The following is a 20,321-nucleotide window of genomic DNA, read 5'->3' as shown; positions in this document are numbered from 1 at the left end:
CCTGAAGGGGCTCCGCCCCTTCGACCCCGCCAGGGGGCTTTGCCCCCTGGACCCCCATCGGCCCTGAACGGGCCTCGTCCTCAAACGCCGGACGGGCTGGGATGCACGGACCGGCGCTGGGAAGTGACCGTCAGCACCGTGAGACGAAGCCCCCTGCGGGTGGGTGGGGGATCGGGATGGCGGTGCTCGGCCTCAAGCGCCGGACGGGCTGGGATGCTCGGACCGGCGCCGAGAGGGGAGGTCCTTCACGGGTTCGTCAGTTGTCGGTGCCGCGGTCGTCCGTGTCGTCGGGCCTCGGGGCGTCCTTCGGCGGGGCGCTTGTGAAGCCGCCGAAGCCTCGTCGTACCCGGCCGCCCAGGTCTCCCGCGCCGCCGGCGATGTCCGTGACCAGCTTCATCAGGGGGTCCTTGGAGGACTTCACGTGGGTGGCGTAGTGGGACGCGGACTCGCGGAAGGAGTCCGTCACCGAGGTGTCCTTGTCCTCCGCGCGGCGCGGGTAATGGCCGTCCATGATCCGCTGGTAGTCGCGGGACTCGGCCCACTTCTTCAGCTCGGCCGCGCGGACCGTGGTGAAGGGGTGGGAACGGGGCAGGACGTTAAGGATCTTCAGGACGGAGTCGCGCAGGTCGCCGCCGGCCTCGTACTCCTCGGCCTGCTTCAGGAACGCGTCCACGTTCATCTCGTGCAGATGGTGGCCGCCCGCGAGCTTCATCAGGCCGCGCATCGAGGACTGGAGGTCCTGGCCGACGAGCAGGCCGGCCCGGTCCGCGGACAGCTCCGACTTGCGGAACCACTCCCGCAGCGCCGTCACGATCGCCATGATCGCGATGTTGCCCAGCGGGATCCAGGCGACCCGGACGGCGAGGCTGGTGAGGAAGAGGAGGATCGTGCGGTAGACCGAGTGGCCGGAGAGGGCGTGGCCCACCTCGTGGCCGACCACCGCCCGCATCTCCTCCTCGTCGAGCAGTTCCAGCAGCCCCGTCGTGACCACGATGATCGGCTCGTCCAGGCCGATGCACATCGCGTTCGGCACCGGGTCCTGGTTGACGTACATCGGCGGGACCTTCTCCAGGTCCAGGATGTAACAGGCGTCCCGCAGCATGTCGTTGAGGTGTGTGAACTGCTGGTCCGACACCCGCACCGAGTCGGACAGGAACAGTAGTCGGAGGCTGCGCTCGGGCAGCAGGCCGCTCAGGGCCTTGAAGACCGTGTCGAAGCCGCTGAGCTTGCGCAGGGCCACCAGGGCCGAGCGGTCCGCCGGGTGCTCGTACGCACGCGAGGAGATCCCCGGGAAACGCCTGCGCTGCCTGCTCGGTACGTTCTCGTGATCGTGGCCGTCGGACATGTCTTCCCCCATGTGCGTGTGGATGGCTCTCTGCGGCCCTTTGCGGAGCCTTGTTCAGCCCTTTGCGCCCCCGAAGCAGAGCCCAGCCTAGGCGGAGTTACCGTGGACGGGCACTACAGCGAAGGAGTTCCGCGCCATGGAGCACAACCCCGCCGCCTGGCTCACCGAGGCCGCGAGCGCAGCCGAGCAGCAGGGGGCGGGGAATCTGCTCCGGGTCGTACTGATCGTGATGGTCGTGGGTTGTGTGCTGACCGCGTGGTTCCTGCTGCGCGGCTACAGGCGGAAGGACGAGTGAGCCCCCGGGAAGGTTCCCCGCGGGCCGTCGCAGGCGCCCCAACGGTGGAGTCGGCGTGATCGCCGTCAGGGCGCCCGCTTACGATGAGCCGACATCTTTATCCCGCCCACACGCGATAGGTCACGCCGAAGATGAGCTTCCACAGCGCCGCTGCCCAGTTGGTCACCCTCGCCGCCGAGGGCGAGGAGCACGGTGGCAACCACAACAGCATCAGCCCGTGGCTCACCGGGGGTGGCGCCTTCGTCATCCTGCTGCTCCTGCTGTGGATCACCACCCGCTTCAACCGCGACCGCTGAGTCCCGACCAGGCCTTTCCCGGTCCGCCCGGGCAACTGGCGGCCGAAGCCCCTCAGGCGGGGCCGGTAGGGTCTGCACGCATGGGAGAGCAGGACATGCCTACCGGCCCCGGAAGCGGCCCGTCGAACCCCGGCAAGCGCCGCCTCGGCGTCATGGGCGGAACGTTTGACCCGATCCACCACGGCCACCTCGTGGCGGCCAGCGAGGTCGCCGCGCAGTTCCACCTCGACGAGGTCGTGTTCGTGCCGACCGGGCAGCCGTGGCAGAAGAGCCACCGACACGTCTCCCCGGCCGAGGACCGCTATCTGATGACGGTCATCGCCACCGCCGAGAACCCGCAGTTCTCCGTCAGCCGCATCGACATCGACCGCGGCGGCCCGACGTACACCGTGGACACCCTGCGCGACCTGCGCGCACTCAACCCGGACACCGACCTCTTCTTCATCACCGGCGCCGACGCCCTCGGCCAGATCCTGACCTGGCGGGACTCGGAGGAGCTGTTCTCCCTCGCGCACTTCATCGGGGTCACCCGGCCCGGCCACCACCTCGACGACTCCGGGCTCCCGGAGGGCGGCGTGTCGTTGGTCGAGGTTCCCGCACTGGCCATCTCGTCCACCGATTGCCGCGCGAGAGTCGCAAAGGGCGACCCCATCTGGTATCTGGTGCCGGACGGAGTCGTGCGCTACATCGACAAGCGCGAGCTGTACCGCGGCGAGTGAGGCGAGTGAGCCGAGAGGGGCTACGGTGAACGACCGATACGACGCGGGGTACGGGGATGACCAGTACGAACTCGTCGGCTACGACGAGTACGGGCGGCCGGTGTACCGACAGGTCCCGCCACAGCAGCCGCCCCAGCAGTCGTACGACCCCTACGCACAGCAGGGGTACGGCTACGACCCGTACGCGACCGGCCGACAGCAGCCGGTCCCGCCGTACGACCCCTACGCCGCCGGCGACACCGGCCGGCAGCCGCCCGCGCCCGCCTACGACCCGTACGGCACCGGCACGCACCCCCAGCAGCAGGCAGGCGGGCACTCGCCGCCGTACGACCCCTACGGCCGTACCGCCACCAGCGGTCAGCAGCACCGCGTAGCCGAGCAGACCGCGTACATCCCGCACCAGGCCGGGCCGGTCGAGGAGCCGGTGGCCCAGGGCCAGGGGGAACGGGACTACCGCACCGAGCAGTTCGCCTTCGTCGAGGAGCCCGACTCGGACTCCGAGGACGTCATCGACTGGCTGAAGTTCACCGAGAACCGCACCGAGCGCCGCGAAGAGGCCCGGCGACGGGCACGCGCGCGTGTGATCGCGCTCGTGGTCGTCCTGGCGGTCGTCGCGGCCGGTGGCGTCGGCTACCTCTGGTACGCCGGGAAGCTGCCCGGCCTGTCGTCGTCCGACAGCAAGCAGGACACCGCGACGGCCGTGGGCGCCCAGAAGCGGGACGTGATCGTCGTCCATCTGCACAACACCAAGAAGGGCGGCACCTCCACGGCGCTGCTCGTCGACAACACCACCACCAACCAGGGCACCACCGTCCTGCTGCCCAACTCCCTCGCCCTGACCGGCGATGACGGCACCACGACCACCCTGGCCAAGTCCGTCGACGACGACGGATCCTCCGGGACGCGCGACGCGATCGACACCGTCCTCGGCACCGAGATCCAGGGCACCTGGCGCCTGGACACCCCGTACCTGCAGAACCTCGTCGACCTGGTCGGCAACATCGACGTCGACACCGACACCGACGTGCCCGACCCGGGGGCAAAGTCCAAGGGCGCCGCGCCCCTCGTACGCAAGGGCAAGGCCCAGACCCTCAGCGGCAAGATGGCCGTCGCCTACGCCACCTACGGCGCCTCGGGCGAGACCCCGAACGCCCAGCTGGAGCGGTTCGGGCAGGTCATGCAGGCCGTGCTGCGCAAGCTGACCTCGGACACGCAGGGCGCGACGACCACCGTGCAGACGCTCGGGATGATCATCGAGCCGCCGCTGACCGACAAGGATCTCGGCGCCTTCCTCGCCAAACTCGCCGACCTCGCCAAGGGCGGCGACTACAGGACGGCCCTGCTGCCCGTACAGACCGACGGCACGCTGAGCGCACAGGCGAGCGCCAGTGTCGTCAAGGACGTCCTCGGCGGCACCGCCAAGAGCCCCGACAAGGACGCCGCCGTCCGCGTGTCCGTCCGCAACGCCAGCGGCGTCAAGGGCAACACCGACAAGGCCCGCGTGGTGCTGCTGAACGGCGGCTTCACCTTCCTGGAGGGCGGTTCGGCGTCCACCGCGGCCACGTCCGAGGTCGTCTACGCCGACGCCGCCGACAAGGACGACGCCACCGAGGTCGCCAAGACCCTGGGCCTGCCCTCCGCGGCGGTCACCAAGGGCGACGTGTCGGCGAACGCGGACGTCTCGGTGGTCCTGGGCCAGGACTACCGCCCGTCGTCCTCGTAGCGGGCAAAGCACCGGGGCACCCCACGTGAGCCGATAATCACGTGGGGCGCTGTCGGCGGTCCATGAGACCCTTGATGTCAAGTGTCCGCCGACCCGAAAGCCTTGTAGTGACCGCTACCGACCGTTCCCTCGAGCTCGTCACCACCGCCGCCCAGGCGGCAGCCGACAAGCTCGCGCACGACATCATCGCCTACGACGTCAGCGACGTCCTGTCGATCACGGACGCCTTCGTGCTGGCCTCCGCGCCCAACGACCGCCAGGTCAAGTCGATCGTCGACGAGATCGAGGAGCGGCTCCTGAAGGAGCTCGGCGCCAAGCCGGTGCGCCGCGAGGGCGACCGCGAGGCCCGCTGGGTGCTGCTCGACTACGTCGACATCGTCGTGCACGTCCAGCACAGCGAAGAGCGCGTCTTCTACGCCCTGGAGCGGCTGTGGAAGGACTGCCCCGAGCTCGAGCTGCCCAACGACGCCAAGGCCACCCGCGGCAAGGCCGCGGAGCACGCCAAGCTGCAGGCCGCGGAGGAGGCCGCCGAGCTGGGCGGTGAGTGGCGGTGAGCGCCACCGGCGAGGTGACCGCGGGCAGGCCCGGCCGGGGCCGCCGCGTCATCCTGTGGCGGCACGGCCAGACCTCCTGGAACGTGGAGCGCCGCTTCCAGGGCACCACCGACGTCGCCCTCACCGAGGCCGGCGTCTCCCAGGCCCGCCGCGCCGCCCGGCTGCTCGTCAACCTCAAGCCGGACGCGATCATCGCCTCCGACCTCCAGCGCGCCGCGAACACGGCCGCCGAGCTGGCCGCGCTCACCGGCCTGGAGGTGACGCACGACGAGGGCCTGCGCGAGACCTACGCGGGCGTCTGGCAGGGCCTGACGCACGAGGAGATCATCGAGCGGCACGGCGAGGAGTACGCCGCGTGGAAGCGCGGTGAGCCGGTGCGCCGCGGCGGCGGCGAACTGGAGACCGAGGTCGCCGAGCGCGCCGCCCCGGTGGTGCTCCGGCACGCCGAGAAGCTGCCCGACGACGGCACGCTCGTCGTGGTCAGCCATGGCGGCACCATCCGTACGACCATCGGCCGCCTCCTCGGCCTGGAGTCCCGGAACTGGGAGAGCCTCGGCGGCCTCTCCAACTGCTGCTGGTCCGTCCTGGGCGAGGGTGCCCGCGGCTGGCGTCTGCTGGAGCACAACGCCGGCACCCTGCCGGAACCCGTGCTCGGCGACGACGACTGACGCCGACCCGGATTTCACTTTCTGGCAGCTCGCAGGCTAAAGTTCTTCTTGTTCGCCCCGCTGAGCGGGGAGGAACGAGGGGCTATAGCTCAGTTGGTAGAGCGCCTGCATGGCATGCAGGAGGTCAGGAGTTCAATTCTCCTTAGCTCCACAGCGAGACAACAAGATCCCGCCGATCCCTTCGATCGGCGGGATCTTCTGGTATCCGCGGCGGGCGCCCGGATCAACGGCCGGGCTCCCGTGGTCGGTTCGCGCGCGGCACTGGCCTCGCTGAACTGTTCGGGTCCGGCTTGAGTCACTCGGGCCTCGCGGGCGTATACCTCTCAGGAGACGCTTGGGGTGCGTGTTCGCACGGTTCGTACGGTCGCGGAGGCTGCCGTGTCCGGACTGGTACTGAGGCGTCGCTGACCGTATTGGTCCGGCCGTGGCAGAATCAAACGGCCGGAAGGGGGCGCGGCCCGGACGGGAGGGAGTAGCGATGCCTGCGAGCATCCTCGAAGAGGTCGGTCACCTCTTCGAAGCAGCGTTGACTCGGGATACGATCACCCGCCTCAGCTGCCCTTCCTGCGGCTCCGTCCATGTCGCCCAGCTCCTCGGCGACAACGGCGGAATTTCCTACGTGTGCACGGCCTGCGGCCACAGCTGGAGCTGATCGATGGGTGCACACAGGCGAAAGTGCGACTGGTGCGGCAGCGGAACGCCGATCGTCCGTGACATGGAACCGGTGAACCCCGACTACCAGTACTGGTGCGAGGAATGTGCGCGGGCGCTGATCATAAAAGGCGATCCGATCGAGACGTACCGTGAACTCGAGGGCGAACCGATCTACGGCCGCCTCCTCGAAGAACACTGCACGCTCAAACGCTTCTATTCCTTCGTCACGGCTTGACCGGGGCGGGGGTTCCTGAGGGCAGCCCCGGCGATCACGAGGAAAAGGCAACCCGAGGTCCCGTAGAGGGCGGACAACACCAACTCGATGCCGTTTTGGTGCAGTTCATGCCGTCCCGGGCCGTGCGGAACCCACCACAGGGCGTACGAGAAGAAGACCAGCAGCGCGCTCACGGTGGCGGGCCGGTACGCGCGCGTGCCGAGGAGCAGCACGACCGGCAGGCACCAGACCCAGTGGTGCGACCAGGACACCGGGCTGATGAGCAGCGCCGTCACCGCGCACGAGGTCACCGCCCAGGCCCGGCGCCCACGCAGCTCCGCCGCCACGGCCACGCCCAGCCCTGCCACGCCCACCACGGCCGCCGTGACGGCCCAGGCGGCCCCGGGCTCCGGCGTGTGCAGCAGCCGCGCGAGAACGCCGCGCAGGGCCTGGTTCGCGGTGTCCTCGGCGTGCCCGACGCGCCCCGCCGCGAACACCATGCGGCTCCAGAAGCGCCAGGAGTCGTATGGCAGTACGGCCGCGGCCAGCAGGGTCGCCCCGGTGAACCAGGCGGCCGCCAGGCGCGCGTGCCGCAGCCAGGAGCCGCCGGAGCCGTGCCGGCGCCGGGCCACGACGCCGGTGACGAGCAGGAACACCGCGAACAGCGCGGGCGTCAGCTTGACGGCCGCCGCGAGCCCGATGCCGACGCCGGCCCAGCGGTCTCCCGGACGCCGTGACAGATCCCACAGCACCAGGACGGCGAGCAGCAGGTTGATCTGCCCGTACCGCAGCGTCGTCCACACCGGCTCGCACCACACGGCCACCGCCGCGACCCACCAGACGCCCTCCACGCGCGCGTGTCCGACCAGACGCAGCGACAGCCGTACGAACACCACGAGCAGCGTCAGGTTCCCGGCCGTCCCCAGGGTGCGCATGGTCGCCGTGTCGAGGAGCGTCAGTGGAGTGAACAGCAGGGCCGCGAACGGCGGGTAGGTGGTCGGCAGTCGGGCGGCCGTCGTCCGCAGGGCGTACAGGTCGCCTCCGGCCCTGACGGTCGCGCCCTCGGCCCGGTACACCATCAGGTCGATCATCGACACGTGTGCGGCCCGCTGGGCGGCCCAGAACACGGCGAAGGAGACCAGGCAGGACCCCAGGGCGACCGGCACACGACGGTGCACTCCGGAGGGCGCGATCACGGTCACGGAACCCGACATTAGTGCCCGTATCGGTGCGGGCCGGAAACGATTTGGTGCTGCGCGAGGTCGACCGGTAATGTTGGCGTCGCCGCCGGGGAAGCCCGCCGGAACATGGCAAGGGGCTATAGCTCAGTTGGTAGAGCGCCTGCATGGCATGCAGGAGGTCAGGAGTTCAATTCTCCTTAGCTCCACAGCAGATCCCGCCGGATCGGTTCGATCCGGCGGGATCTTTTTGTCTGCGCACCATGGCTTGCGCACTCTGTGAGAACGAGGGGTCGTCCGGCTCGGACGACCCCTCTACGCGCGCGTGCCCGGCCTCAGCGGCCCAGGGCGCGTCTGCCGCGGCCCTGGGAGAGGACCGGCAGGTTGCGGGACGATTCCTGGCCGCGCGTGTCCTCCTCGATGCGCAGGGCGAGGGCGGGGCAACGGCGCACCGCGCGCAGGGCCTTGGCCTCGGCGTAGCGCGGCACCTTCGCCTGGGCGACGGTCGGGAAACCGTCGGCGCCGAGCTGGAAGACCTCCGGGAGGATGTCCGCACACAGGCCGTGGCCGCGGCACAGTGTCCAGTCGACGTAGATCTTCTGGCGGCTGGGGCCGTTCTCCTCCGACTCGGCGCCGCCCGGGATGCCGGACGGGGCCCTGCCGCCCTCGAAGAGCGGCAGAACGCCCTCCACGGGCCGTCCGCAGCCGTTGCCGAGGACGTGTGCCGCGAGGTCGTCGGTGAACGCCTTGATGGTCGACTCCAGGAACATCGCGGAGCCGTCCGGGTGCGAGCAGGCGCCGCGCCGCTTGACGTTCTTGGCGACCTGCTTGAGCGCCTCCAGGGCAGCGGGGCCACCGCCGTTGAGGATGTCCTCCAGGCCGCGCGCGGCGGCCGGCAGGCCGAGGTAGCAGGGACCGCACTGGCCCGCGCTCTCCTCGGCCAGCCACTGTGCCACCCGCAGCGACTCGCCCAGCGGGCAGGTCTCCTGAGTGATCGGCAGGATCGCGCCGGCGCCGAGCGCTCCGCCCACCGCGTCAAGGGAGTTGCGCGAGACGATCGCCTCGTTGACCGTCGCCGCGTCGATCCACTTGCCGTGGTAGCCGCCGGTCAGCACGCCCTGCGGGACGGGCGGGGCGCCGGCGAGCTGGAGGACGTAGCGCAGCGGTACGCCCGTGGGGACCTCGATGACCATCGGGCGGGCCACCGCGCCGGACACCGTGAGCATGACGGTGCCCGGCTCGTCGTACAGGCCGGTGTTGCCGTAGCGCTCCGGGCCGATGCGGGCGGCGATCGCCAGCTGGGCGAACGTCTCGGCGTTGGACAGCAGGGTCGGGGCGCCGCCGACGCCGTTCTGTGAGGCGCTGACCTTGCGGCCGGGCGGGATCGCCGGGCCGCCGTCGATCGAGCGGATCAGGGAGGCGGCGGCGCCGGTGACCATACGCACCGGATTGCGCTGGACGAACGCGCGTAGCGCGGAGCGACGGCTGTTGCTGAGGCCGCGCTCGGCGAGGGCGGCCTCCATGGAGCGCTGGGTCGATTCCCGGGTGACCCCCACCACGAGCGTGCGGGCACCCAGGGCCTCGGCGCACAGCAGCGCGCCGTCCAGGATGAGATGCGGGGCACGGTTGATCATCACCGTGTCCTTGCGGCAGGCCGGTTCGTCCTCACTGCCGTTGACGACGACGACCGGCCGTACGCCGCGCTTGATCGCGGACTCGGCGACCGAGCGCAACTTCTTGTGGAAGGGGAAGCCCGCGCCGCCGCGGCCCTTCAGGTTGATGTTCTCGGCGAGCTTTGCGAGTTGCTCGCCGCCCATCGGTTCGAGCGGCCCGTGCACCTTCAGATGCATGGGCAGATCGAGTCTTTCGACAAGGTCGAAGCCCGACGTCAGCTGGGGAAGGCCGACGACGCGGACTTCGGGGACGTCGGGCAGGGCCTCGTTCACTTAAAGCCTCCGGAAGGCGTGTTCCAAGGTTCGCCCGAACCCGGTGCGTCGAAGTCGTAGGAGGCACCGGGGAGTGTTTCAGTGGCGGGACCGCTGTTGTTGTACGTGTCGTTCTGGTTGTACGTACCGAAGACGGCGTTCGTCTCAGAGGTGTCGTACACATCACTCGAGCCGTAGCCCGCGGCGCCTGAATTGCCGTAGGCGGGGATGTTGTATCCCGTGTCGTTGAGCGGGTCGTAGGACGACGGGGGCGCCTCGCCCACGGGCGGAGGTGACGGGATCGGCCAGCTGCCCGAGGTGCTGCTCGAGCCGTCGACGCGCGGGATCATCTCCGTCGGCTGCATGTCCAGGGGCAGGTCCATGCGTGAGGTCTGGTCGGCCATGTAGGGCTGCTGCCGGCCCTGGGAACGGGGAGAGACCGCGCGGTAGGCGGCGGCGAAGCCGCCCGTGGACTCAGTCGGGGAGGGGGCCTGCGGAGGCATGCCGGGCAGGGGGCCTGTCGGCTCGTCGCGCGACGGTCGGGACGGGCGCTGGTTCTCGTAGCCCGGAAGCGCGGATCCGGACGCCGCCCGGGCCCGGCTCTCCTCCAGGTCCTCGCGGCTCCCCGGCTCATTGCCGATGATCTGGGCGAGCCGGTCGGCGAACTTGCGCTTGACGGGGCGCGGGGAGGCGCGCAGCGCGAGGGCTGCGGCGACGGCGACCACGCACAGCTCGTAGCTGACCATGAAGAACGTCTTCGCGGGGCGGCCGGCGAACAGGCCGTGGATCAGGGCCGCGCACCAGGCCGGGTAGGCCAGCATGTGCATCGCACGCCAGCGGGCGGCGACCGGCGCCGGGGAGGCGAACTGGTTGCGCAGGGCGCCGGTGACACCCACGAAGATCATGAGCAGGGCGGCCAGGGAGCCCAGGCCGATGAGGAAGGCGCTGCCCGGGATCTCGTCGCCGCCGGCGAACACCAGGCTGAAGGGGATCAGCGCGGCGATCGGGCTGGCGTGGTCCAGCGCCAGCTTCACGCCGATGTGCACCAGGAGGAATGCGATCGAGCCCACGGCCGTCACCCGGTGGATGCCCTGCGCGATGATCCGCTGACGGGTGTTGAGGATCATCCGGTCCTGGGCGACGAGGCCCCAGATCACCGAGCAGGTGAGACAGACGAGCGACAGGACGCCGGCACCGAAGTTGAGGAACTCCTGGAGCCAGGTGCCGCCGAGCAGCACGACCAGGGGTATGAGCAGCAGAACAGCAGCGGTCGCCACCCCGTAGGCCGACCGGCCCGGTCGGGGGAGCGAACTGTTACTACGACGAGGGTTCATGGGGGCAACTCCGAGCGGTTCGGGAAGGCGGTCCCGCTGCCGCACTCTAAGTGGCTCCATACCGAGGGGTACGGCGTTTGAGTTATTGCGTTGTTATCTACGGGCTACGAGGGGCGGGCGATGTCCCTTAGCGACTGTTACGCCAGGTAACAGTTGAGCGTTGTTCAACTTTTCGATGTCTTCACAACTCTCAGGTACGGAATCGGGGGCGCCGTTGTTCATGTGCGCCCCGCATACGCGCCCCCCGCCGCAAGCCCGTCGCGACGCGCTCCGGCGCTGCGGTACCCTGACGCCATGCGTGCCGTACGCCTTCTGCTTAGCGAGCCGCGCTGATCAGTCCCGACCACCGGGCGAATCGGATGGTCGGAATCGGCGCGGCGTCCCCTCCTGTGCGAGGGGTTTTTTCGTTTCCGGAGAACCGCAGCCGCTGGCAGAGACGACCGATGGAGCTTTGAGGATCATGAGCGAGACGAACCCTGCTGTCACCGCCGAGGTGGCCGCGCCGCACCGCTACACGGCAGCCATGGCTGCCGACATCGAGGCGCGCTGGCAGGACTTCTGGGACGCCGAGGGTACGTACGCCGCTCCGAACCCGAAGGGTGACCTGGCGGGCGACCCCGAGGCCGTCGCCCGGCCCAAGAAGTTCATCATGGACATGTTCCCGTACCCCTCCGGTGCGGGCCTGCACGTCGGTCACCCCCTGGGCTACATCGCCACCGACGTCTTCGCGCGCTTCCAGCGCATGACCGGCCACAACGTCCTGCACACCCTGGGCTTCGACGCCTTCGGCCTGCCCGCCGAGCAGTACGCCGTGCAGACCGGCACGCACCCGCGCGTGTCCACCGAGGCCAACATCGAGAACATGAAGTCCCAGCTGCGCCGGCTGGGCCTGGGCCACGACAAGCGCCGGTCGTTCGCCACGATCGACCCGGACTACTACAAGTGGACCCAGTGGATCTTCCTGCAGATCTTCAACTCCTGGTACGACGGCGAGGCGAAGAAGGCCCGCCCGATCGCCGAGCTGGTCGCCGCCTTCGAGTCCGGTGAGCGTGCCGTACCGGGGCACACGCGCGCGTGGAGCGAGCTGAGCGCCGCCGAGCGCGCCGACGTCCTGGGCGAGTTCCGCCTGGCGTACGCCTCCGACGCGCCGGTCAACTGGTGCCCCGGCCTGGGCACCGTCCTGGCCAACGAGGAGGTCACGGCCGACGGCCGCTCCGAGCGCGGTAACTACCCGGTCTTCAAGGCCAAGCTGCGCCAGTGGAACATGCGGATCACCGCCTACGCCGACCGGCTGCTGGACGACCTGGACGAGCTGGACTGGCCCGAGGCCATCAAGCTGCAGCAGCGCAACTGGATCGGCCGCTCCGAGGGCGCCCGCGTCGACTTCCCGATCGACGGCGAGCGCATCACCGTCTTCACCACGCGCCCCGACACCCTGTTCGGCGCGACCTACATGGTGCTGGCGCCCGAGCACCCGCTGGTCGAGAAGTTCACCCCGGACGCCTGGCCCGAGGGCACCCACGACGTCTGGACCGGCGGCCACGCGACCCCTGCCGAGGCCGTCGCCGCCTACCGCGCGCAGGCCGCCTCCAAGTCCGACGTCGAGCGGCAGGCCGAGGCCAAGGACAAGACCGGCGTCTTCATCGGCTCGTACGCGACCAACCCGGTCAACGGCGACAAGATCCCCGTCTTCATCGCCGACTACGTCCTGATGGGCTACGGCACCGGCGCGATCATGGCCGTCCCGGCGGGCGACCAGCGCGACTTCGAGTTCGCGCGCGCCTTCGAGCTGCCCATCCACTGCATCGTCGAGCCGACCGACGGGCGGGGCACGGACACCTCGACGTGGGAGGACGCCTTCGCGTCGTACGAGGCGAAGATCATCAACTCGTCCAACGACGACCTCTCGCTGGACGGCCTGGCCGTCGCCGAGGCCAAGGCGCGCATCACCGAGTGGCTGGAGTCCACGGGCATCGGCGAGGGCACGGTCAACTTCCGGCTGCGCGACTGGCTGTTCAGCCGCCAGCGCTACTGGGGCGAGCCCTTCCCGATCGTCTACGACGAGGACGGCATCGCCCACTCCCTGCCCGAGTCGATGCTGCCGCTGGAGCTGCCCGAGGTCGAGGACTACTCGCCGCGCACCTTCGACCCGGACGACGCGAACACCCAGCCCGAGACGCCGCTGTCGCGCAACGAGGAGTGGGTCAACGTCACGCTGGACCTGGGCGACGGCCCGAAGCGGTACCGGCGTGAGACCAACACCATGCCCAACTGGGCCGGTTCCTGCTGGTACGAGCTGCGCTACCTGGACCCGCACAACAGCGAGCAGCTGGTCGACCCGGAGATCGAGCAGTACTGGATGGGCCCGCGCGAGGGCCTGCCGCACGGCGGCGTCGACCTGTACGTCGGCGGCGCCGAGCACGCCGTGCTGCACCTGCTGTACGCGCGCTTCTGGTCCAAGGTGCTGTTCGACCTGGGGCACGTCTCGTCCGCGGAGCCGTTCCACAAGCTGTTCAACCAGGGCATGATCCAGGCCTACGTCTACCGCGACAGCCGTGGCATCGCGGTGCCGGCCGCCGAGGTGGAGGAGCGCGACGGCGCGTACTACTACCAGGGCGAGAAGGTCTCCCGGCTGCTGGGCAAGATGGGCAAGTCCCTGAAGAACGCGGTCACTCCGGACGAGATCGCCGCCGAGTACGGCGCGGACACGCTGCGCCTGTACGAGATGGCGATGGGCCCCCTGGACGTGTCGCGTCCGTGGGACACGCGCGCGGTGGTCGGTCAGTTCCGGCTGCTGCAGCGGCTGTGGCGCAACGTCGTCGACGAGACGACCGGCGAGGTCACGGTCGTCGACGCCGAGCCCGACGAGGACACGCTGCGTGCCCTGCACAAGGCGATCGACGGGGTGCGCGGGGACCTGGAGGGCATGCGGTTCAACACCGCGATCGCCAAGGTCACCGAGCTGAACAACCACCTGACCAAGGCGGGCGGGGCGGTGCCGCACTCGGTCGCCGAGGCACTGGTGCTGATGGCCGCGCCGCTGGCCCCGCACATCGCCGAGGAGCTGTGGCGCAAGCTGGGCCACGAGGACTCGGTCGTCCACCAGGACTTCCCCGTCGCCGACCCGGCGTACGTCGTCGACGAGACCGTGACCTGCGTCGTGCAGATCAAGGGCAAGGTCAAGGCCCGCCTGGAGGTCTCGCCGGCCATCTCCGAGGAGGAGCTGGAGAAGGTCGCGCTGTCCGACGAGAAGGTCGTGGCGGCGCTGGACGGCGCCGGGATCCGCAAGGTGATCGTGCGGGCGCCGAAGCTGGTGAACATCGTTCCGGCGTAGGCCTTCGGCGGTCGGGCCGGTTCGGGTGCCGTGAGCGCGGCGGTCGGATCGGGGTGATCCCCTACGGGCAGGTTCGGGGTTCTGGTGGAACTCCGGGCCTGCCCGCTGCGTTTACCGTTGAAGAGTGACGCGGTTTGTGCCGCGGCCGGTCGGAGGAGGAGTCCGTGGAAGCAGTGATCGCAGTTGTCGCCCTGCTCTTCGTGCTCTTCGTCGTGCTCGGCGCGTACGCCACGGTGAAGGTCGTCGGGGCCGCCAAGCGCCGAGTCGACGAGACCATCACCCACGCCCGGCGCACGGTCGAGGACCACACCCTACGGGCCAAGTCCTTCGCCCAGCCGGGCCCGGTCGGCGAGCTCGCCCAGCTGCGGCTGAAGCTGCGCACCTCCATGCGGGCCACCCAGGACGCGCTGCACGCGGGCGCGGCCGAGGACGAGTCCCTCAAGGAGTCCCTCGGCCTCTTCCAGCGCCTCAGCGCGCACGGGCACGAACTGGACGCCGAACTGCGGCGCCTGGAGTCCGAGCCGGACCGCACGACGCTCGCCGAGCGGCTGCCCGACCTGCGCGAGCGCACCGAGCGCATCGTCCAGTCCGCGGATGCGCTGCGCTGGGCGGCCCGCGACCGGGCCCACCGCTTCGCCGGCGACGACCTGGACACCCTCAGCGCGCAGATCGACGTGGAGACCGGCGCCCTGCGGCACTGGCAGACGGCGGAGCCCTCGTCGTCGACGCCACCGCCTCCATGGCCGGAGGCCCCTGTCGCCGAGCCCGCCGCGACGACCGAACAGACCTGGCCGGACAGTCCTCAGCCGCAGCGGGCCGAGGAGCCCACGCGGCCCGCGATCACGCCGCCCGGCCCTCGCCCGACGTACCCCTGGCAGAAGAAACCCCGCCCCGAGAGCACGACTTGAGGACGGTTGAGCACACGCTGATCCGGTCAAGGCATTTCCCGGTGAGCGGGGTCGGGCTGCCGCCCGGGCGCTACGCCAGGTAACCTCCAGCTCATGTCCCGCCATGTCGCGATCGTCACCGATTCAACGGCCTACCTGCCGCCGCGGACGATGGAGCGCCACGGCATCACCGCGGTACCTCTGACCGTGGTCCTCGGCGGTCAGGCGCTGGACGAGGGCACCGAGATCTCGACCCGTTCCCTCGCCCAGGCGTTGCAGAAGCGACGCCCCGTCACCACCTCGCGCCCGAGCCCTCAGCTCTTCGCGGAGCACTACCGCAAGGTCGCCGAGTCCGGCGCCACCGGCATCGTCTCCCTGCACCTGTCCGCCGAACTCTCCGGCACCTACGACGCGGCGGTCCTCGCGGCGCGCGAGGCGCCGGTGCCGGTGCGGGTCGTGGACACCGGGATGGTGGCGATGGCGCTCGGGTTCTGCGCGCTCGCCGCGGCGGAGGTGGCTCAGGCGGGCGGCACGGTGGACGAGGCCGTCACCGCCGCCGAGAAGCGAGCCGGGGGTACGGCCGCCTACTTCTACGTCGACACCCTCGAGTATCTGCGCCGCGGGGGCCGCATCGGGGCCGCGGAGGCCCTGCTGGGCTCGGCACTCGCGGTGAAGCCGCTGCTACAGCTGGAGGACGGCCGGATCGGCCCTCTGGAGAAGGTACGGACGGCCTCCAAGGCAATCGCCCGCCTGGAGGAGATCGCGGCCGACCGGGCGGGCAGCGCGCAGGTCGACATCGCGGTGCACCATCTCGCCGCCCTCGACCGGGCGTCGGCGCTGGCGGACCGTTTGCAGACGCGGGTTCCGGGGCTGGTGGACCTGCATGTGAGCGAGATCGGGGCGGTGATCGGGGCACATACGGGACCTGGGTTGCTGGCGGTTGTGGTTTCGCCGCGGTGACAGGCCCGTTGGGTGGCTGAGTCACTCGTGTGGGTGGCGGGGTTATCCACAACTGGGCGGTAATCCCCGGGAATTGAGCAAGATCATCGCGGGTGTGGCGAGGTGCCCGATCCTCGCCGCATGGCACTTCGATCACGCACACGCACCACGACGGCAACCAGCGGCCCGGGCCGCAGCTCCCGCTCCGACGGCCGGGCCCACCAGCGACGACGCAGGCATGTCCGGGGGCGGGCACGGCAGCGCCATGCGTCGGCGGAGGAGTTGCGGCGCAGGGCGGAGGTGATTTTCGCCGAACGGGCCGGGGAGTGGCGGGAGTCGGGAGCGGGCCCGCCGCCGAGTGGGCAGGACAGTGCCGGCAGCACGCCGCGCGCTCGGGCGGCCGTGGGCATGGGCGATCGGTACGCCGACTGGTCCGAGGGCTCGGGTGTGCCGCGTGTTGATGTGGCGCCGCGTCCGGAGACGCCGGGCGGCGCAACGGCGCCTGGCCCGGACACGCCGGATGCCGGCGCGGGGCCCGGGGCCGGGGCCGGGTCCGAGGCAGGTGAGGTAGGTGCCGGGGACTGGCGGGCGCGGGTCGGGCCGGCTCTGCGGGAGCGGATGCCGGTGTGGTTGCAGGCGAGGTGTGGGCTGGAGCGGCGCAGCGTGGTCGCGCTGACCGTGGTGCTGGTCCTCGCCGCCGGGTTCGCCGTGCAGCACTTCTGGGCCGGCCGGGCGCAGTCCGTGCGGGCGCCCGAGGTGGTCCGGGCGGCGGCCCCGTACGGAGGAGGGGAGCGGGGCGAGGAGGCCGTGGCGGGGGCGTCGGCGGCCGATGCGCCGGGTGCCGTGGGCACGGCTGCGCCGGAGATCGTCGTGGACGTCAGCGGCAAGGTGCGCGAGCCGGGGATCCACCGCCTGCCGGCGGGCTCGCGGGTCGCCGACGCCCTGCGCGTCGCCGGTGGGGTGCGTCCCGGCACGAACACCGATGGCCTCAACCGGGCCCGGTTGCTGGTGGACGGCGAGCAGGTGATCGTCGGCGGTCCTGCCGCCGCCCTCGGGCCCGTTCCGGGCACGGGCCCGGGCGGTGCGGCGGTAGCCGGGGCCGCACCTTCCGGGCCGGTCTCCCTCAACTCGGCCACCGTGGACCAGCTCGACACCCTCCCGGGCGTCGGCCCGGTGCTGGCCCAGCACATCATCGACTACCGCACCCAGCACAGCGGCTTCCGTTCGGTGGACGAGCTGCGCGAGGTCAATGGCATCGGAGACCGCCGTTTCGCCGATCTGCGGAATCTCGTACGGCCATGAGGAACGACGTCCGTACACCCGACCTCGTGCCTCCCCGCGCCGCCGTTCACGCCGCCTCCGGAAGCCGGCTCGGCGCCTCCCACCCCCGACAGGAAGGACCGACGGACCTCCGCCTCGTCCCACCCGCGCTCGCCGCCTGGGCGACGGCCGCGCTGATGCTGGACGCCCCGACGGTGTGGGTGGGCGGTGCGGTGGTCGTATGCCTGGTCGCGGCGGGCGTACTGCTGCTGGTGCGGCGCGGCGGGGTGGGTGATGGCCGTGCGGCGGGGCCCGGGCCGGCTTCCGTGCCGGGACGCTTCACGCGACCGCGTGGGCAGGGGGCGGCGCCTGTGCGTCTCACCTGGCCGCGTACCTCCGTCGCCTGGCCGCACATCTCGGTCGCCGCTGTCCTGCTCTGCGTCGCCGCGGCCGCCGTCTCCGCCGGGCTGCACGGGGCCGATCTGCGGCGCGGGCCGGTGCCCGGGCTGGCGCGGGAGTACGCCACCGTGACCGCCGAGGTCGAGGTCACCTCCGACCCCCGGCTCACCCGCCCCCGGGTCAAGGGGGATCACATGGCGCCGACCTCCGTGCTGATCAACGCGGACGTACGGCGCGTCGAGGAGGCGCACGGCACGGTGGCGGTGACGCGGACGCCGGTGCTGATGCTCGTCGACGCGGCGTCGAGGTCCTCTGGAGCGGGGGACGTGAACGGGGACTCGAGGTCCTCTGGAACGGGGCATGTGAATGGGGACTCGAGGCCCTCTGAGGCGAGGGACGTGAATGGGGCGCCGAGGCCCCCTGGGCCTGAGAGCGTCAACGAGGCGTCGCGGTCCGCTGACGGCCGGCGTTCGCCCTGGCTGACGCTCCTGCCCACCACGCGGCTGCGGGTGACCGCGACGCTGGCACCCGCGTTGGCCGACGGGGACCGGATCGCTGCCGTCCTGCGGGTGCGGGACCCGGCGATGCCCGAAGTCGTGGGGGAGCCGTCGGCGGCGCAGCGACTGGCGGGGCGGTTGCGGGCCGGGCTGCGGGAGGCGACCGACGGGCTGCCGGCGGACGCGCGGGCGCTGCTGCCGGGGCTGGTCGTGGGCGACACCTCGCGGATCACGCCGGAGCTGGACGAGGCGTTCAGGGAGACCGACCTCGCGCACACGCTTGCTGTCTCCGGCAGCAACCTCACGATCATCCTCGCCCTGCTCATCGGCCCGCCCGGCCTGGCCCAGCTGGTCGAGCGCCGTGGCCTCGCGCCCCGCCTCGGGATCTCCCTGCGGACGACCGCGCTGCTCGGCGGAGCGCTCACCCTCGCGTTCGTGGTCGTGTGCCGACCGGACCCGAGCGTGCTGCGGGCCGCGGCCTGCGGGGCCGTCGCACTGCTGGCCCTGGCGACCGGACGCCGGAGATCACTGATCCCGGCGCTGGCGACGGCCGTACTGCTGCTGGTGCTGTACGACCCCTGGCTGGCCCGCAGTTACGGCTTCCTGCTCTCCGTCCTCGCCACGGGCGCCCTGCTCACCCTCGCGCCCCGCTGGAGCGCGGCGCTGCAGCGGCGCCGGGTGCCGCCGCGGTTGGCCGAGGCGCTGGCGGCCGCGGCTGCCGCGCAGGCGCTGTGCGCGCCGGTCGTGGCGGTGCTGTCGGCTCGGGTGAGCCTGGTGGCGGTGCCGTGCAATCTGCTCGCGGAGTTCGCGATCGCGCCGGCCACGGTGCTGGGCTTCGCGGCGCTGGCGACGGCACCGCTCGCGATGCCGTTGGCCAAGGCGCTGGCCTGGTGCGCGAGTTGGCCGACCGGGTGGATCGCGGACGTCGCCCGGACGGGCGCCGCACTGCCCGGGGCAGGCGTGGACTGGCCCGGCAGCTGGACCGGGGCGGCGCTGCTCGCCCTCGCCACGGTGGTCGTCCTGCTCGTCGGCCGGCGACTGCTGCGGCACCCCTGGTGGTGCGCTGTCTGCGGGGCGCTGCTCCTGCTGGTGGTCCTGCAGCCGCCGCCGTTGACCAGGGTGGTCACGGGCTGGCCGCCGCCCGGGTGGCGGTTCGCGATGTGCGACGTGGGGCAGGGCGACGCGACGGTGCTCGCGGCGGGCGCGGGCACGGGCGTGGTCGTGGACGCCGGGCCCGATCCGGAGCTGGTCGACCGGTGCCTGCGCACACTCGGGATCACCAGGATCCCGCTCGTCGTGCTGACCCACTTCCACGCCGACCATGTGGCAGGCCTGCCCGGCGTGCTGCGTGGGCGCGCGGTGGGGGCGATCGAGACGACGGGGCACGAAGAGCCCGTGGACCAGGTGGCGTTCGTTCGCAGGGAGGCGGCCGCCCGGCGCATTCCCGTGACGCGGGCCGCCGCCGGGGAGGAGCGGCGTACCGGGGCACTGAGCTGGCAGGTGCTGTGGCCGTCGCCGCATCCGGCGATGGCCCCGGACGGTCCGAACGACGCCAGCGTCACCCTGCTGGTCCGCTCGGCCGGGCTGCGGCTCCTGCTGCTCGGGGATCTCGAACCCCCGGCCCAGCGGGCGCTGTTGAGATCGCCGTCGGGGCCGCTGCTGGACGGCGTGGACGTGCTCAAGGTCGCCCACCACGGCTCGGCGTACCAGGACCACGAGCTCATACGCAGGGCGGCGCCGCGGCTGGCATTGATCAGCTGCGGTGAGGACAACCCGTACGGGCATCCGGCTCCCAGCACCGTCGCGGCGCTGCGGGGGCAGGGCGCGGTGGTGCTGCGGACGGACGAGGACGGGGCGCTGGCCGTCGCGGGTACGGGCGCGGAGCTGCGGGTGGCGGGAGACTGAGGGCATGGATTCCGTTGAGGTTGATGCCTATCTCCGCCGCCTGGGTGTCGAGCACCCGGCGTGGCCGACCGTGGACGTGCTGCGCGAGCTGCATCTGCGCCATCTGCAGACCGTGCCCTTCGAGAACCTGTCGATCCACCTCGGCGAGGAGCTCGTCCTGGAGGAGAAGCGACTGCTGGACAAGGTGGTGGGGGC

Annotated in this window: 18 protein-coding genes and 2 tRNA genes; 16 read left to right on the top strand and 4 right to left on the bottom strand. The window is 71.2% G+C overall.

Annotated features, from left to right (window positions below; all coding sequences use genetic code 11):
* Positions 1-256: 256 nt before the first annotated feature.
* A complete protein-coding gene (locus ADL12_RS08540; RefSeq protein WP_244187820.1) occupies positions 257-1,345 on the bottom strand; it encodes a M48 family metallopeptidase in 1,089 nt (362 codons plus the stop codon).
* A gap of 136 nt (positions 1,346-1,481) precedes the next feature.
* Here ADL12_RS08540 and ADL12_RS54885 point away from each other — a divergent pair, with 136 nt between their 5' ends.
* From ADL12_RS54885 to ADL12_RS08510, 9 genes are all read left to right on the top strand, one after another.
* On the top strand, positions 1,482-1,640 hold the full coding sequence (locus tag ADL12_RS54885; protein WP_167364390.1) for a hypothetical protein: 159 nt from the start codon (positions 1,482-1,484) through the stop codon (positions 1,638-1,640).
* A gap of 131 nt (positions 1,641-1,771) precedes the next feature.
* Entirely contained in the window at positions 1,772-1,936 is a 165-nt protein-coding gene (locus tag ADL12_RS52505) for a hypothetical protein (RefSeq protein ID WP_107119861.1), read from the top strand.
* An 80-nt stretch (positions 1,937-2,016) separates the two neighbouring features.
* Positions 2,017-2,655, top strand: a complete 639-nt coding sequence (gene nadD, locus ADL12_RS08535; RefSeq protein ID WP_062700226.1) for a nicotinate-nucleotide adenylyltransferase — start codon at positions 2,017-2,019, stop codon at positions 2,653-2,655.
* Positions 2,656-2,680: 25 nt separating this feature from the next.
* Positions 2,681-4,378: a LytR C-terminal domain-containing protein gene (locus ADL12_RS08530; RefSeq protein ID WP_062700224.1), complete on the top strand. Its 1,698-nt coding sequence runs from the start codon at positions 2,681-2,683 to the stop codon at positions 4,376-4,378.
* A 107-nt stretch (positions 4,379-4,485) separates the two neighbouring features.
* Complete coding sequence (rsfS, locus tag ADL12_RS08525; RefSeq protein WP_062700222.1) at positions 4,486-4,932, top strand: ribosome silencing factor; 447 nt, start codon at positions 4,486-4,488, stop codon at positions 4,930-4,932.
* A complete protein-coding gene (locus ADL12_RS08520; RefSeq protein WP_062700230.1) occupies positions 4,929-5,600 on the top strand; it encodes a histidine phosphatase family protein in 672 nt (223 codons plus the stop codon). Before rsfS ends, ADL12_RS08520 begins: the two co-directional genes overlap by 4 nt.
* A gap of 78 nt (positions 5,601-5,678) precedes the next feature.
* Positions 5,679-5,751: transfer RNA gene (locus ADL12_RS08515), tRNA-Ala, on the top strand.
* Between the two features lie 327 nt (positions 5,752-6,078).
* Positions 6,079-6,252 carry a hypothetical protein gene (locus ADL12_RS52500; RefSeq protein WP_107049938.1) on the top strand — a complete coding sequence of 58 codons (174 nt, stop codon included), beginning with the start codon at positions 6,079-6,081 and terminating at the stop codon, positions 6,250-6,252.
* A 3-nt stretch (positions 6,253-6,255) separates the two neighbouring features.
* Entirely contained in the window at positions 6,256-6,489 is a 234-nt protein-coding gene (locus ADL12_RS08510) for a hypothetical protein (protein WP_003976229.1), read from the top strand.
* Here ADL12_RS08510 and ADL12_RS08505 read toward each other — a convergent pair.
* Positions 6,468-7,682, bottom strand: a complete 1,215-nt coding sequence (locus tag ADL12_RS08505; protein WP_062700221.1) for a glycosyltransferase 87 family protein — start codon at positions 7,680-7,682, stop codon at positions 6,468-6,470. The two genes, ADL12_RS08510 and ADL12_RS08505, sit on opposite strands and share 22 nt — an antisense overlap.
* A 100-nt stretch (positions 7,683-7,782) precedes the next feature.
* Here ADL12_RS08505 and ADL12_RS08500 point away from each other — a divergent pair.
* Positions 7,783-7,855 (top strand) — tRNA-Ala (locus ADL12_RS08500).
* A gap of 126 nt (positions 7,856-7,981) precedes the next feature.
* Here ADL12_RS08500 and ADL12_RS08495 read toward each other — a convergent pair.
* Positions 7,982-9,592: an NADH-quinone oxidoreductase subunit NuoF family protein gene (locus tag ADL12_RS08495; protein ID WP_062700218.1), complete on the bottom strand. Its 1,611-nt coding sequence runs from the start codon at positions 9,590-9,592 to the stop codon at positions 7,982-7,984.
* The gene (locus ADL12_RS08490; RefSeq protein ID WP_208614498.1) at positions 9,589-10,905 is read right to left on the bottom strand and encodes a ferric reductase-like transmembrane domain-containing protein; all 1,317 of its coding nucleotides are present in this window, start codon (positions 10,903-10,905) and stop codon (positions 9,589-9,591) included. The genes ADL12_RS08495 and ADL12_RS08490 overlap by 4 nt, the downstream gene beginning before the upstream one ends.
* 460 nt (positions 10,906-11,365) lie before the next feature.
* Here ADL12_RS08490 and leuS point away from each other — a divergent pair, with 460 nt between their 5' ends.
* From leuS to ADL12_RS08460, 6 genes are all read left to right on the top strand, one after another.
* A complete protein-coding gene (leuS, locus tag ADL12_RS08485; protein WP_062700214.1) occupies positions 11,366-14,239 on the top strand; it encodes a leucine--tRNA ligase in 2,874 nt (957 codons plus the stop codon).
* A gap of 164 nt (positions 14,240-14,403) precedes the next feature.
* Positions 14,404-15,147 (top strand): hypothetical protein, encoded by a 744-nt coding sequence (locus tag ADL12_RS08480; RefSeq protein WP_062700212.1) that lies wholly within the window; start codon positions 14,404-14,406, stop codon positions 15,145-15,147.
* A gap of 93 nt (positions 15,148-15,240) precedes the next feature.
* Positions 15,241-16,086: a DegV family protein gene (locus ADL12_RS08475; RefSeq protein ID WP_062700210.1), complete on the top strand. Its 846-nt coding sequence runs from the start codon at positions 15,241-15,243 to the stop codon at positions 16,084-16,086.
* Positions 16,087-16,206: 120 nt separating this feature from the next.
* Positions 16,207-17,367, top strand: coding sequence for a ComEA family DNA-binding protein (locus ADL12_RS08470; protein ID WP_107119860.1), 1,161 nt, complete (start codon positions 16,207-16,209; stop codon positions 17,365-17,367).
* Positions 17,364-20,126, top strand: a complete 2,763-nt coding sequence (locus ADL12_RS08465; RefSeq protein ID WP_062700206.1) for a ComEC/Rec2 family competence protein — start codon at positions 17,364-17,366, stop codon at positions 20,124-20,126. Before ADL12_RS08470 ends, ADL12_RS08465 begins: the two co-directional genes overlap by 4 nt.
* Before the next feature lie 4 nt (positions 20,127-20,130).
* The coding region (locus tag ADL12_RS08460) for an arylamine N-acetyltransferase (RefSeq protein ID WP_167364389.1) at positions 20,131-20,321 on the top strand (191 nt) is incomplete at its 3' end.

Source organism: Streptomyces regalis, from assembly GCF_001509475.1.
In the GTDB taxonomy this organism is placed as follows: domain Bacteria; phylum Actinomycetota; class Actinomycetes; order Streptomycetales; family Streptomycetaceae; genus Streptomyces; species Streptomyces regalis.
This window is presented reverse-complemented; position numbering and strand designations above follow the sequence as displayed.